Origin of the sequence: Corynebacterium hansenii (assembly GCF_030408795.1) — a bacterium.
Classification (GTDB): domain Bacteria; phylum Actinomycetota; class Actinomycetes; order Mycobacteriales; family Mycobacteriaceae; genus Corynebacterium; species Corynebacterium hansenii.
The window spans coordinates 1626253-1639736 of record NZ_CP047211.1; the positions used below are offsets into that span (position 1 = coordinate 1626253).

At 73.5% G+C, this 13484-nt stretch carries 13 protein-coding genes; 7 read left to right on the top strand and 6 right to left on the bottom strand.

All coding sequences use genetic code 11. The features are described 5' to 3' along the window. Nucleotides 1-52 precede the first annotated feature (52 nt). Nucleotides 53-649: a carboxymuconolactone decarboxylase family protein gene (locus CHAN_RS07170; RefSeq protein WP_290287988.1), complete on the top strand. Its 597-nt coding sequence runs from the start codon at nt 53-55 to the stop codon at nt 647-649. A 5-nt stretch (nt 650-654) separates the two neighbouring features. Here CHAN_RS07170 and CHAN_RS07175 read toward each other — a convergent pair whose 3' ends face one another. Together CHAN_RS07175 and CHAN_RS07180 are read right to left on the bottom strand one after the other, a co-directional pair. Continuing rightward, nucleotides 655-1548, bottom strand: coding sequence for an SDR family oxidoreductase (locus tag CHAN_RS07175; RefSeq protein WP_290287991.1), 894 nt, complete (start codon nt 1546-1548; stop codon nt 655-657). Next, nucleotides 1545-2630, bottom strand: a complete 1086-nt coding sequence (locus CHAN_RS07180) for an alpha/beta hydrolase (RefSeq protein WP_290287993.1) — start codon at nt 2628-2630, stop codon at nt 1545-1547. Before CHAN_RS07180 ends, CHAN_RS07175 begins: the two co-directional genes overlap by 4 nt. Before the next feature lie 30 nt (nt 2631-2660). Between CHAN_RS07180 and CHAN_RS07185 the strand changes: the two genes are divergently transcribed. Genes CHAN_RS07185 through CHAN_RS07205 form a run of 5 tightly spaced genes read left to right on the top strand, consistent with a single transcriptional unit; the run spans nt 2661 to nt 7507 of the window. Then, nucleotides 2661-3860 (top strand): M24 family metallopeptidase, encoded by a 1200-nt coding sequence (locus CHAN_RS07185; RefSeq protein WP_290287995.1) that lies wholly within the window; start codon nt 2661-2663, stop codon nt 3858-3860. Nucleotides 3861-3862: 2 nt separating this feature from the next. Next, nucleotides 3863-4627, top strand: a complete 765-nt coding sequence (locus CHAN_RS07190; RefSeq protein ID WP_290287996.1) for an SDR family NAD(P)-dependent oxidoreductase — start codon at nt 3863-3865, stop codon at nt 4625-4627. Further along, a complete protein-coding gene (gene cbiT / locus CHAN_RS07195; protein ID WP_290288000.1) occupies nt 4624-6006 on the top strand; it encodes a precorrin-6Y C5,15-methyltransferase (decarboxylating) subunit CbiT in 1383 nt (460 codons plus the stop codon). Before CHAN_RS07190 ends, cbiT begins: the two co-directional genes overlap by 4 nt. Next, the gene (gene cobM / locus CHAN_RS07200; protein ID WP_290288003.1) at nt 6003-6776 is read left to right on the top strand and encodes a precorrin-4 C(11)-methyltransferase; all 774 of its coding nucleotides are present in this window, start codon (nt 6003-6005) and stop codon (nt 6774-6776) included. Before cbiT ends, cobM begins: the two co-directional genes overlap by 4 nt. Next, nucleotides 6764-7507: a cobalt-precorrin-6A reductase gene (locus CHAN_RS07205; protein ID WP_048743560.1), complete on the top strand. Its 744-nt coding sequence runs from the start codon at nt 6764-6766 to the stop codon at nt 7505-7507. Before cobM ends, CHAN_RS07205 begins: the two co-directional genes overlap by 13 nt. 149 nt (nt 7508-7656) lie before the next feature. Here CHAN_RS07205 and CHAN_RS07210 read toward each other — a convergent pair whose 3' ends face one another. The 4 genes from CHAN_RS07210 to cobG form a co-directional block, all read right to left on the bottom strand. Then, on the bottom strand, nt 7657-8262 hold the full coding sequence (locus CHAN_RS07210; RefSeq protein WP_193388850.1) for an HAD family hydrolase: 606 nt from the start codon (nt 8260-8262) through the stop codon (nt 7657-7659). Nucleotides 8263-8324: 62 nt separating this feature from the next. After that, a complete protein-coding gene (gene cobJ, locus CHAN_RS07215) occupies nt 8325-9929 on the bottom strand; it encodes a precorrin-3B C(17)-methyltransferase (RefSeq protein WP_290288009.1) in 1605 nt (534 codons plus the stop codon). Beyond that, a complete protein-coding gene (locus tag CHAN_RS07220; protein ID WP_290288012.1) occupies nt 9926-10579 on the bottom strand; it encodes a precorrin-8X methylmutase in 654 nt (217 codons plus the stop codon). Before CHAN_RS07220 ends, cobJ begins: the two co-directional genes overlap by 4 nt. 53 nt (nt 10580-10632) lie before the next feature. Continuing rightward, on the bottom strand, nt 10633-11820 hold the full coding sequence (gene cobG / locus CHAN_RS07225) for a precorrin-3B synthase (RefSeq protein ID WP_048743555.1): 1188 nt from the start codon (nt 11818-11820) through the stop codon (nt 10633-10635). 224 nt (nt 11821-12044) lie between these two features. Between cobG and CHAN_RS07230 the strand changes: the two genes are divergently transcribed. Beyond that, complete coding sequence (locus tag CHAN_RS07230) at nt 12045-13361, top strand: lipase family protein (protein ID WP_290288018.1); 1317 nt, start codon at nt 12045-12047, stop codon at nt 13359-13361. Nucleotides 13362-13484 lie beyond the last annotated feature (123 nt).

The window sequence follows — 13484 nt, forward strand, 5'->3', positions numbered from 1 at the left end:
CCCGCGCAGCCGTTTCGCTGCGCCCGCGGGTGAGCCCGCCTAACCTGGTTTCATGGACGATACTTCCCGCGATCGCGGCCAGGACCCCGCCCTCGACCGCCCCGCCAGCCCGCCGTTGCCCGCCGGCCGCCCCGGCCCGGGAAGCCGCAGGCAGTTGGGCCTGCTGAACGGGGCGATCGAAGCCATCGGCGCCCGCGCCACGGGCCGCCGCCGCCTGGGCGTGTTCGCAACCATCGGCCGCGCGAAACGTCTGTTCCGCGGCTGGCTCATCTATTCGGCGACGATGATGCCCTTCGGCGAACTGTCGCGGACGGACACCGAGCTGGTCATCCTTCGCGTCGCCCACGGCCGCGGCGCGGACTACGAGCGGGACCATCACAGGGTCATCGGCAAGAGGGCGGGCTTGACCGATGCGGAAATCGCCGCCGTCGACCGCCGCGACCACGGTTTCACCGGACACCGCGGGGCGATGCTCGCGGTTGCGGATCAGCTCGTCGCAAAGCGAGACGTCGACGACGCCACCTGGGCGGAGCTGACCCGCCACCTGACCGACCGGGAATGCGTGGCGCTGGTGCAGCTTGTCACGCATTACGACGGCCTGGCCACCGCCCTCCACGTCCTGGGCACGCCGCCCGACGAGAAGCGGTAGCGCGCCTACTTCGCGCGGTCGGCCGCGGCGCCGTCGGCGGCCCAGCGCAGGCCGCGGTTGAGCAGCTTCATCGCGCCGCGGTAGGCCCACGGCATGTTCACCTGCGCCCACCGGCCGACCGGCACGTCGGGGGAGGTGGGGATGAGGTACGTGCCGGCGTCGACCTCGTAACGGATGATCGCCGCGGCCTTCGCCGGCGAGATGGCGTGGTTGCGGAACAGCTTCGTCGCCTTGGTCACGCGCGGGGCGTCGCGGTCGATGCCGTCGATGTCGATGGTGCGCACCAGCGGCGTGTCCACGGCACCGGGCACCACGGCGTGGACGGAGATCCCCTTGGGCGCGAGGTCGAATCGCAGCACCTCGCACAGGCCGAGCACCCCGGCCTTCGACGCGGAATACGCGCCGTGCCACGGCAGCCCGAGGATCCCGGCGGCCGACGAGACGCACACCAGCCGCCCGCGCCCGGCGTCGGCCATCGACGGGGTGAACGCCTCGACGATGTGGATGGTGCCCATCAGGTTGATGTCGATGACGCCGCGCCATTTCGCGTGCGGCAGCGTCGTCGGGTCGCCCCACACGGAGATCCCGGCGGCGTTGTACACGTCCCGCGGGGCGCCGTGCTTTGCGACGACGCCGTCCGCCCATCCCTTCACCGCATCGAAGTCGGCGATGTCCAGTTCGGCGGAATCGACGACGGGGTGGTTGCCCGGACCGGCCGCCCGGCGCGCCGCTTCGGCGGTGTCGGCCAGCCCGGCGGGGTTGCGGTCGGCCATGGCCACGCGCCAGCCGTCGCCGGCCAGCGAGATGGCCAGGCCGCGGCCGATGCCGGATGCGGCGCCGGTGACCACCGCCAGCGGGCGCGGGTCCACGGGGCGTGCGTCAGTCGCGTCGTCGTTCACTGTCGGACCTCCAGGGCCAGGCGCACGGCGCCGGCGAGTTCGTCGATGGCCCGGCGCGAGGCGCGCCACAGGCCGGGGGAGTTGAGGAAGGGGTGGACCAGGCCGCGGTGCATTTTCACGGTCACGGGCACGCCGGCGTCGGCGAGACGGGCGGCGTAGGCCTCTCCCTCGTCGCGCAGCGGGTCGAAGCCGGCCAGCGCGACGAACGCGGGGGCGAGCCCGGAGAGGTCTTCGGCGTACAGCGGCGACACCCTCGGATCCACGGCGAGCTCCGGCGAGGCCGAATCCCGGGTGCCGTCGCCGATGTAGAGGTCGGCGAACCCGGCCATGTCGGCGGAGGCGAGGAAGTACCCGGTCTCGAACTCGCGGCCGCTGCCGGTCCAGGCGTCGCGGCCGCCGATCCACGCGGCGACGTCGGTCACCGGCACGATCAGGCCCTGCAGCGCCGGCTGAGGCAGCCCGAGGCGCTTGGCCTCCAGGCACACGGCGGCGGCGAGGTTCGCGCCGGCGGAGTCGCCCATGACCGCCACGCGGCGGTGCGGCCCCGGACCGTCGCCCACCAGCGCCGCGTACACGGCCATGGCGTCGTCGAGCCCCGCCGGGAAGGGGTGCTCCGGCGCCAGCCGGTAATCCACGGAGACCACGTCGACGCCGGCGGACTCGGCCAGGCGCAGGCACGGGGCGTCGTGCGAATCCAGGGATCCCAGCGCCCAGCCGCCCCCATGGAGATACATGACTACGGGCGCGGTGGCGTCGGCAAGCGGAAAACCGAAGTACCTGCGCACGCCGACGCCGGCGATGATTTCCCCGCGCGTGCGGATCTTCGGCCGCGGCCCGGCGGCGAGGTACGCCTCGCGGTCCAGTCCCTTGCGGGCCTTGGCGGCCGGGATCTCCCGGATGCCCTTCGCCGGGCCGAGGCGCTCGAGCATGGCCAGCGACATGGCCACGTCCGCGTCCAGCAGATACCCCCGCCCATTGCGCGGCGGCCGGGCGACCAGACGCAGCACCGGCGCCGGCAGCGCCATGATGCCGCGTCCTGCCCTCGCGATGATCCTGGTCAACGGGTCGGGGCGGTGGTTCATGCCATCAAAATACCGTCGCCCGGGGTTATCGTGGGCGATATGACCGAATCACTCTTCCCATCGGACGTCTATTCCCGCCGCCTGGCCCGCGCCTCCGAACTCGCCGCCGACCGCGGCATCGGGGGCCTGGTTTTCGGCACGGGGCCCGACCTGGAGTACCTCATCGGGTCGAAGGTCAGCTCGCATGAACGGCTGACGGCGCTGGCGGTGCCCGCCGCGAAGCCCGGGGAAGGGGAGCCGGCCCGGCCGGTGCTGGTTTTGCCCGCCGTCGAACGCGGCGATCTGCCGGCGTCGGCGGTGCCGGATCTCGACGTCGACGTGGTTCTGTGGGCCGACGGCGAGAGTCCGCACCGGCTCGTCGCCGAGGCGCTGGGCATGGCGGCCGGTTCCGGAGGGGCGCACGGGGTGCTGGGCGTCGGCGCGTCGCTGACCGCCGACCACCTGCTGCCGCTGCTGGAGCTCACCGACGCGAAGGCGGTGCTGGCGGGGGAGACGCTGCGCGAGCTGTTCATGCGCAAGGACGACGCCGAGGTCGCCGAGCTGCGCGACGCCGCCGCCGCCATCGACCGCGTCCACGCCCGCGTGCCGGGCATGCTGCGCCCCGGCCGCACCGAGGCCGAGGTCGCCGACGAGCTTTCCGCCGCGATCCTGGAGGAGGGCCACTCGGCGGTCGACTTCGTCATCGTCGGTTCGGGACCCAACGGCGCGAATCCCCACCACGCGTTTTCGGACAAGAAGCTTGGCGACGGTGACGTCGTGGTCGTCGACATCGGCGGCACGTGGGGAGTGGGGTACCACTCGGATTGCACCCGCACCTACGTCATCGGCGAGGCGCCGGAACGCGCCGCCGAGGCGTGGGAGGTCCTCCGCGCAGCCCAGGAAGCCGCGGTCGCCGCGGTGCGCCCGGGCGTGACCGCCGCGTCGATCGACGCCACCGCCCGCGGGGCCATCGCTGCCGCCGGGCACGGGGACGCCTTCATCCACCGCACCGGCCACGGCATCGGGCTGAGCCTGCACGAGGAGCCCTTCATCATGGAGGGCAACGACCTGGTGCTCGAACCGGGCATGGCGTTTTCCGTCGAGCCCGGCCTGTACTTCGAGGGAGACTTCGGCATGCGGCTGGAGGACATCGTCGTGGTCACCGAAGACGGCTGCGAGCCGTTGAACCGGGGGCCGCATGAGCTGGTCGTGGCGGGGGAATCGGCCACGCGACAGACGGGGGACAAGTAGCGATGGGGCACGTGCTCGTCCTGGGCGGCACCAGCGAAATCGGCGGCGAGGTCGCCGCGCGCCTGGCCAACCACAACACCGTGACGCTGGCCGCGCGGCGGGTCGAGGCGCTCGACGACATCGCCAAGCGCCTCACCGACTCCGGGGCCGTGGCCGTCCACCGCGTGCGCTTCGACGCCGACGACCTCGAGTCGCACGGCCGGGTCCTCGACGAGGCATGGGCGCACGGCCCAGTGGACACCGCCGTCATCGCCTTCGGCATCCTCGGCGACCAAGCCGAATGCGAAACTTCCGGGGCGGCCGCCGCGCGGGTCATCCACACCGACTTCACCGCGCACGCGGCCATCGCCACCGAGCTCGTCGCGCGCATGTCGGCGGCCGCCGCCACCGGCGAACTGCCCGTGCGCGACGGGGTGGCCGGCCGGATCCTCGCGTTCTCCTCCATCGCCGGCGCCCGCGTGCGCCGCGCGAACTACGTCTACGGCTCCGCGAAGGCCGGGCTCGACGGTTTCCTGCAGGGGATGCAGGACCGCCTCCACGGCGAACCGGTGCAGTTGACCATCGCGCGCCCCGGCTTCGTCATCGGCCGAATGACCGAGGGCATGAAGCCCGCGCCCATGTCGTCGACGCCGGCGCAGGTCGCCGAGGCGTCGGTGACCGCGCTCGACGGCCGGAAACTCGACGTGTGGATTCCCGCCCGCCTCGGCTTCCTGGCGCGCGCCACCCGGTTCACGCCGCGGTTCATCTGGAGGAAGATGCCGCGATGACGCGCACCCGCCTCCGCGTGGTCGGCATCGGCTGCGACGGCCTCGACGGGTTGACGGCGCGTGCCCGGGCCGTGCTCGCCGACGCGCGGCGCATCATCGGCGCGCCCCGGCAGCTCGAGCTTCTCGACGTCGGGGAATCCGCCTCCGCTTCGCCCGGCTGCCCCGACAACCCCGACGCCACCGCCTCCTACGCCACCGCCCCGCCGATCACCGCCGAACGCGCCACGTGGCCCGAGGGCTACTGGCGGCGATGGGGCGAGGTACTCGCCGACCTCGACCCGTCCGGCGACGTGATCCTGGCCAGCGGCGACCCCATGTTCCACGGCATCGGTACGACGCTGGTGCGCGAACTCGGCGCCGATGCCATCGAGGTGTTCCCCGCGCCGTCCTCGGCGTCGCTGGCGTGCGCCCGATTGGGGTGGGCGCTCGACCGCACGCCGGTGGTTTCGCTGGTCACCGGTCCCGCCGGCCGCGAGGGCGCCGGCGCCGTCGTCCCCCTCGCCGACGCCGGCCAGCCCTTCCTGGTCCTGTGCCGCGGCGCGGATTCGGTGGCCCACGTCGCCGACGCGCTGTCGGACCGCCCCGACTCGGTGCTCACCACACTGACCAACGCCGGCGGCGGCGAGGCCGGGCCATACCCCGAATCCATCGCGCGGGGGACCGCCGCGCACCCGCCGACGCCCGCCGGCGACCTGACCATCCTCGCCGTCGAACCGTCCGGCCCCTCCCGCGCCTGGCTCCCCGACGACGCCTTCGACACCGACGGCCAGCTGACCAAGAGCCCCATACGCGAGCTCACCGTCGCCGCCCTCGGCCCGCGCCCCGGCGCACTGCTGTGGGATGTCGGCGGCGGCACCGGCTCCATCGCCATCGAATGGGCGCGCCACGGCGGCCGCGCCATCTGCATCGAGCGCGACGCCACCCGCGCCGAACGCATCCGGGCCAACGCCGCGAACCTGTCCGGCGGTGTCGAGGTCGTCCACGGCAGTGCGCCGGAGGCCCTCGCCCCGCTTGCCGACGTCCACCGCGCCGCACCCGACGCGATCTTCATCGGCGGCGGGCTCACCGCCGAGGGCATGATCGACGCCTGCGTGGACGCGCTCGCGCCGGGCGGGCGGCTGGTGGCCAACACGGTCACGATCGAATCGGAGGCGGTCCTGTGGGACGCCCGGTCGCGCTTCGGCGGCGAGGTGCACCGGATCGGCGTGGAACGCGCCGGTAGGGTTGGATCGTTCACGGCCTGGCGGCCGGCGCTGCCGGTGGTCCAATGGGTCGTGGACGGGCCGTCGCAAAGCAATGCCGCAGGCGGGGCCCCGGCCGGACCGGCCGATGCGGAAGGAACCGCCCGCAGGGGCGCGGAAGGGGAGCAGAACCAGTGACCGTGTACTTCATCGGGGCCGGGCCGGGGGCGGCCGACTTGCTGACGCTGCGCGCCGACCGCCTGATCAGGTCCTGCCCGGTGTGCCTGTACGCCGGGTCGATCGTGCCGCCGGAGGTGCTGGCCAACTGCCCCGAGGGGGCGGAGGTGGTCAACACCGCGCGGATGCCGCTGGAGGACATCATCGCGGTGATCTCCCGGGCCCACGACGAGGGCAAGGACGTAGCCCGGCTGCAGTCCGGCGACCCGTCCGTGTGGTCGGCGCTGGCCGAGCAGGCCCGCCGCTTGACCGCCCTGGGCATCGACTACGAGATCGTGCCCGGCGTGGCGTCGTTCTCGGCCGTCGCCGCGGCGCTGGGCCACGAGCTGACGGTGCCGACGGTGGGGCAGTCGGTCATCCTCACCCGCGTCTCCGGCCGCGCGTCGGCGATGCCGGAAGGCGAGACGCTGGAGAACTTCGGCCGCACCGGCGCGACCCTGTGCATCCACCTGGCGGCGCACGACATCGACCGGGTCGTCGCGGAATTGGAGCCGAACTACGGCGCCGACTGCCCCGTGGCCGTGGTGGCCTTCGCGTCGCGGCCGGAGGAGACGATCCTGCGCGGCACCCTCGCGGACATCGCCGGCCAGGTGAAGGGCGCCGGCGTGACCCGCACGGCCGTCATCGTCGTCGGCCGCGTGCTCGGCGCCGAGGGTTTCCCGGACAGCTACCTCTATTCCGACGGCCGTCCCCGCGACGCCGAGGGGAGGACCCTGACGTGCGGGCACTGATCCTCGGCGGCACCGGCGAAGCCCGGCAATTGGCCAAGCGCCTGGTCGACGCAGGCTGGCACGTGACGTCGTCGCTGGCCGGGCGCGTCGCGGAGCCGAAGCTGCCCGTCGGGCACGTGCGCATCGGCGGCTTCGGCGGCCCGGCGGGCCTGGCCCGGTGGCTGCTTTCCGACGCCACCGAGGTCATCGTCGACGCCACCCACCCCTTCGCCGAGCGCATCAGCGCGTCGGCGGCGGAAGCGGCGCGCGCCACCGGCCTGCCCCTGGTCGCGCTGCACCGGCCCGCGTGGGAGAAGGAGCGCGGGGACCACTGGCTGGAGGTGCCCGACATGGAGGCGGCCGCCGAATTGGCCCGGACGAGGTTCGCCGCTCCGTTCCTGACCATCGGCCGGCAACAGCTGTCGCACTTCGCCGCCGACGACAAGGGCCGGTACTTGATCCGCTGCGTCGACCAGCCCACCGGCCCGCTGCCGCGCAACCGGAAGGTGCTGCTGTCGCGCGGCCCCTTCGACGTCGCAGGCGAGCGCAAGCTCATGCGGGACTACGCCGTCGACTGCCTGGTGACCAAGAACTCCGGCGGGGCGCAGACCCACGCCAAGATCGAGGCGGCCCGCGACCTGCGCAAGCCGGTGATCATGGTCCAGCGCCCGGAGCTGCCGGGCAAGGACATCGCCTACGTCGCCGACACCGTCGATCGGGCCTTCGACGCGGTCACGCGCGGCCGCGTCTGAGGGGACGGAGCCGCCCGAGGGACGGAGTCACCTGAGGCAGCGGAGTCACCTGAGGGAGCGGAGCCGACTGAGGGAGCGGAGTCACCTGAGGGAGCGGAGCCGCCTGAGGGAGCGGCGGCCAGTGGGCCATGGCGCAGTGTCACCGAACGCTACGGCCGCAGGTCGTCGGGAAGCTGCGTCAGATCGGCGATGACCTCGTGGCCCGCCAACTGCTCGGGCGCGTGGGACGTCGCCACGGCGATGACGCGGCACCCGGCGCGGGTGCCCGCCTCCAAACCGGCGGGCGCATCTTCCACGACCACGCATTGCGACGGTTCCGCGCCCAGGCGCCCGGCGGCGAGGAGATACCCCGTCGGGTCGGGTTTGCCCTGCTCGACGTCCTCCGCGGTGATCAGCACGTCGGGCACGGGCAATCCGGCGGCGTTGAGCCGGGCGCGCATGAGCTCCCGGGCGCCGGACGTCACCGCGGCCCAACGGTCGCGGGGCAGCGACTCCAGCAGATCGGCGGCGCCGGGCAGGGCCACGACGGAGTCGAGGTCGGACATCTCCAGTTCCTCCATGCGCCGGTACGCGGGCGCGACCTGCTCCGGCGGGAGGAAGTCCGCGAGCGTGTCCTCGGTGCGCCGGCCGTGGCTCACGCGCATGATCTCGTCGCCGTCGACGCCGTTTTCCGACGCCCACGTCCGCCACGCCCGTTCGACCGCCGGGGTCGAGTCGACGAGGGTGCCATCGATGTCGAAGAGCCAGTACGTCATGGCCCGGATGGTACCCGCGGGGCCCGGGCCGACGCCCGCACCGAAGGCCCCGGCCGTCCGCCTCAGCGATCCCCGCCGAGCGCCCCGGTTCCCGCGAATCCGCCGCCGCCGTAGTGGCGGGCGGTGAACACGCGCACGCCGTCGACGGCGTCGTAGGCGCGGGTCGACGACGCTCCGACGATGAGCATGGTCCGCATGTCCACGACCTCCGGGTCGAGGTCGGCGACGGTGGTGACCGTGACCTTTTCCTCCGGCGCGCCGACCGCGCGGGCGACGACGACGGGCGTTTCGGGGTCGCGGTACTCGGCGACGAGCTCGCGCAGCGCCACGACCTGCGCGCGCCGCGTCTTCGACGCCGGGTTGTACACCGCGAAGGCCATGTCCGCGCCGAGGACGGCACGCAGGCGCTTTTCGACGATCGCCCACGGCTTGAGGCGGTCCGACAGCGAGAGCATGGCGAAGTCGTGTCCCAGCGGTGCGCCGACGCGGCTGGCGACGGCCTGGGCGGCGGTCATGCCGGGCACGATGCGCACGGGCACGTCGCGCCAGGGGTCGTCGTCGGCGGTTTCCAGCACGGCGGCGGCCATGGCGAACACCCCGGCGTCGCCGGAGCTGACCACGGCGACGCGGGCGCCGGACTTGGCGAGGTCCAGAGCCATCGCGGCGCGCTCGCCCTCGACGCGGTTGTCGGACATGTGCTTGGTCTGGCCGGAGCGGTTGGGAACGCGGGCGACGTAGGTGTTGTAGCCGACGACGTCGGTGGCCCGCTCCAGTTCCGCGGCGGCTTCGGGGGTGAGCCAGCGGTCGGGGCCGGGTCCCAGGCCGATGACGACGACTTCGCCCATCCCCGCCGGGGTGGATTCCGTCGCGGCACCGCCGATGCGGGAGGCGACGCGCACGCCGGTGTCGGGACCCTCCGCGGGCGTCGAGCCCACGACGACCACCGAGAAGTAGGGCACGTCCGCCGGATCGACGGCGTCGAGCGGCGCGGACCAGCCGTCGCCCATCGTGGCGCGGACGACGACGCGCGCCCGGTCGAGCATCCCCGCGCCGCGGAGAACCTCGCGGACCTCGTCGACGTGGCCGCCGAGCTTCATGATCACCAGGCAGTCGGCCGCGTTCGCCGCCGCCTCGAGGCGCTCGCGGCCGGCGGTGGCGGGCAGGATCGACAGGATGTCCCCGCCTTCCGCCAGGGGAGTGGCCAGTTCGCAGGCCGCGGCGGTGACGCTGGGCACGCCGGGGATGACGTGGGCGGGGAAATCGCCCTCCAGCGCGCGGTGCAGGTGCTGGTAGGAGCTGTAGAGCATCGGGTCGCCCAGCGAGAGCACCGCCACCGACCGGCCTGCGGCGAGGTGGTCGGCCAGTCGCCGCGTGGCTTCGGCGTAGAAGGCGCCCATGGCTTCGGCATACCCGCCGTCGTCCCCGCCGCCCCTGGTGACGGGGTAGACCAGCAGTTCCTCGATGGCGGGTTCCGGGCGGGCGTCGAGAAGCTCCGCCGCGATGCGCCGCGCGGTCGAGCGCCCGTGCGGGCCCGCGTGGAAGACGACGACGTCGGCGGAGGCGATGACGTCCGCGCCGCGGCGGGTGATCAGGCCCGGATCGCCGGGGCCCAGCCCCACGCCGTAGAGGTGGCCGGGTTCGACGGCCCCCGGGGCGGCGGCGGTCACGGAAGGATCTCCTGCTTCGTCGCCAGCGCGTTGAGGGCCGCGCACGTGATGGCCGAACCGCCGCGGCGGCCGGTGACGGTGATGTATTCCAGGCCCGGGATCCCGGGGGCGACGTCGATGGTCGCCTGCTTCGACTCCGCTGCGCCGACGAACCCGACGGGCATGGCCAGCACGGCGGCGGGCATGGGCAGCTCGCCGGCGCGCAGGCGGTCGAGCAGGTGGTACAGGGCGGTCGGCGCGTTGCCGATGGCCACGACGGCGCCCTCGAGACGATCGCCCCACAGGTCGACGGCGGCGGCGGTGCGCGTGGTGCCCAGCTCCGCGGCGAGCTCAGGGGTGCGCTCGTCGTTGAGCGTGCAGATGACCTCGTTGTCCGCCGGCAGGCGCCGCCGCGTGATGCCCGAGGCGATCATGGTGACGTCGGTGAAGATCGGCTTGCCCGCCTCCAGCGCGGCCCGCGCCGCGGCGACCGCGCCGGGGGAGAACACGATGTCCCCGGCAAGATCCGTCTGGCCGGCCGCGTGGATCATCCGCACGGCCACGACCTCCTGCTCCGGGGTGAATCGCCCCAGGTCGGACTCGGCGCGGATGATGGAGAACGACTCCCGGTAGATGGCCGGGCCGTCGGTTACGTAGTCGAAGCCTGTCATGCGACAAGGGTAAGCCACGGCCGCGCGCCGACGGTGGACGGGCGCGCGGCGGCTCAGTCGACCGACGTGACCTCGTACTCGCCGTCGCCGGTGGCCAGGTAGTCGACGTAGCCGCCCTTGGGCCGGCCGCAGCGGCGCTCGCAGCCGGAGAAGTGCACGCGCCCCTCGGGCAGCCGCGCCTGGGCGATGGCGTGCGCCGCGTCGCCGCGGGTGTCCGCCAGCGACTTCGGGCAGCCGGGCCGCCCGGTGCAGGCGGAGACGTTGAGCCACGTGGACTTGCGGTCGAAGATCAGCCCGTTGGGCGCCATGACGCGCACGACCTGCTCGGCGACGTCCTCCTCCAGGTCGTGGAGCACCAGCGAGTACCAGGGGGTGACGTGGACCGGCACCCGGGTGTGCGCGATGGCGCGGGCCAGGCGGGCGGGCAGGACGCCGAAGCGCAGGCCGGCGGCGAGGCTGACCAGGCCGTCGGGCTGGTCGATCCACCCGATTTGCTCGGTGCCGGGGTGGGCGAAGGCGAAGGACTCGGCGTCGGAGGCCTCGCCGACGGCCACGCCCGCGGCCTCCGCCGTCATGGCGATCACCCGGTCGGCCAGACCGGATTCGGCCACGCGCCACGCTTCGCCGCGCACTTCCGCCCACGCGCGCGTCGCCGCCAGCAGCAGTTCGACGGCGCGGTCGCGCGGCACGGCCAGGCCCGCGGGCGCGCCGGCGACGACGAGCTCGAATTCGCCGCCGCCGAGCGCGACCAGGCCGAGATCGGGGGCCTCGCCGAGCACGTCGCCGCGGCCGTCGTCGAGCGCGAAGAGGGTGCGCCCCGGCAGGGTCGCCAGGGACGGGTCGGCGCACAGCGCGTCGTCGAAGGCGCGGACCAGATCCGACACGTCGTCGAGCCCGCCGACGCGGCCGGTCATCGGCGACTGCAGGATGTTGCGCACGCGGTCGTGCTCCGGGTGGGGGAGCATGCCGGCTTCCTCGGCGGCGTCGGCGAACCCGGCGACGTCGCGGATGCCGCGGATCTGCACGTTGCCGCGGGAGGTGAAGTGGATGTCGCCGTCGCCGAAATTCTCGGCGAGATCCGCCAGCACCGCGAAGCCCGGCGCGGGCAGGAATCCGCCGGGGAAGCGCAGGCGGCCGATCGCACCGTCGGCGGCGACGTGCACGCGCCGGGTGCCGGGGCATCCGTCCGGCCGGTCGCGTTCGGGGCGGGGGGATTCGGGCTGGTTGGCGGGTGTGTCCATGCCCCGATCATACGTCTGCGCAGACGGTCGATCTGCCTGCTTGGCGACGCCCGGCGCGTCCCGGTTCACCCGGTCGGAGGTGATTTTCCCCAAAACGCCGCCGGCAAAACTTACGCGAATGTAACCTTTGGCATATAAATAATTTCCCCGCGGCATTCGCCGACGCAGTCGTCGCGAAGCCGCCGCGGCCACATGGCCGCACAGCCACACCAAGGAGCTCGTACATGATCCGACTGCGCCGCACGGTCCTCGCCATCGGCACCTCCGCAGCACTCGTCCTCTCCGCCGCGCCGGCCGCGCACGCCCTGGGCCCGTTCCCGCAGAACCCGACCCGCTCGGGGGACGCCGGGGTCGTGTCCACCTCGGAGAAGATGGAACTCGTCGGCGGCAACGGCGCCTGGCGCGCCGACGCCACCAAGTTCACCTACTCGTCGACCGACTCGATGGGGCGGCCCAGCATCGACCGCGCCACCTACATCGAGCCGCGCACCCCGTGGAAGGGCCCCGGCCCCCGCCCGCTGGTGGCCATCGCGCCGGGCACCCAGGGCCCCGGCGAGCACTGCGACCCGTCGAGCACCGCGGCCACGGGCATCCACGTCGGCATGACCCCGCCGGACCTCGGCGTCGGCTACGAGATGCTGCCGGCCGCCGAGAACCTCTCCCGCGGCGCCGCCGTGGTCATCATCGACCACCACCGCAACCCCGACACCGGATCCCAGGAGTACGCGGACAACATCTCCTCCGGCCAGTCGATGCTCGACGCGGCCGTCGCCGCCCGCGGCCTCGGCGTCGACCCGGCCGCTCCGGTGGGCCTGTACGGGTACTCGCAGGGCGGCAGCACCTCCGGCTGGGCCGCGGAAAACGCCCACCGGTACGCGCCCGACCTCAACGTGGTCGCGTCGACCGTCGGCGCCCCGCCGTCGAACCTCATCGAGGTGCTCGACACCATCGACGGCTCGATCCTGTCCGCGGCCGTCGCCTACGCCATCAACGGCGTGCTGGGCAAGGACGAGGAACTGCGCCGCAAGATCACCGAAGAGGAGCTCAACGACGCCGGCCGCGCCTGGCTGAAGTCCTCCGACGGGCTGTGCATCGGCGGCGCCGTGCTCGACTCCGGGTTCCGCTCGACCCGCGACTTCACCGCCGACGGCAGCTCGCTGAAGGAGGTCATCGAGGCCCGCTACCCGGAGGTGCTCGAGGAGCTGGCCCGCCAGAAGCTGGGCAAGGACGTCCCCGACCACCCGACGATGGTCTACGGCGGCATCGGCGACGACATCATCCCGATCAACCAGATCCGCGAACTCAACGCCGATTGGACCGGCAAGGGCGCCGACGTGACCTACGTCGAGGACAACACCCCCGCCATCCCGGGCAAGGTGGGCGTCAACCACATCGCGCCCATGCTGTCCCAGCTGCTGCCGGCGATCGACTTCCTGTGGGCGCACTTCTCGCCCGAGCCGTCGACGCCGATCCCCGGAGCGCCGGGCTCGCTGACGCCGCAGCTGCCGTCGCAGTCCGAGCTGCCGGGCCTGTCGCGGTAGGGAACCGGCAGCCGGGTTCGGCGCGGCACCGGTCCGGCAACCCGGCCGGCCGCAATAAGGGTCCGGGGCCGGACCCACCGCGGCAGCCGACCGCCGGCCGGGGGAGCGTGTTCCGGGGTCCCC

Coding starts and splice junctions, on each gene's coding strand:
- CHAN_RS07210 (WP_193388850.1), bottom strand. CDS start 8,262: ATGACGTACTGGCTCTTCGACATCGATGGCACCCTCGTCGACTCGACC.
- CHAN_RS07230 (WP_290288018.1), top strand. CDS start 12,045: ATGATCCGACTGCGCCGCACGGTCCTCGCCATCGGCACCTCCGCAGCA.
- cobG (WP_048743555.1), bottom strand. CDS start 11,820: ATGGACACACCCGCCAACCAGCCCGAATCCCCCCGCCCCGAACGCGAC.
- CHAN_RS07170 (WP_290287988.1), top strand. CDS start 53: ATGGACGATACTTCCCGCGATCGCGGCCAGGACCCCGCCCTCGACCGC.
- CHAN_RS07190 (WP_290287996.1), top strand. CDS start 3,863: ATGGGGCACGTGCTCGTCCTGGGCGGCACCAGCGAAATCGGCGGCGAG.
- cbiT (WP_290288000.1), top strand. CDS start 4,624: ATGACGCGCACCCGCCTCCGCGTGGTCGGCATCGGCTGCGACGGCCTC.
- CHAN_RS07220 (WP_290288012.1), bottom strand. CDS start 10,579: ATGACAGGCTTCGACTACGTAACCGACGGCCCGGCCATCTACCGGGAG.
- CHAN_RS07180 (WP_290287993.1), bottom strand. CDS start 2,630: ATGAACCACCGCCCCGACCCGTTGACCAGGATCATCGCGAGGGCAGGA.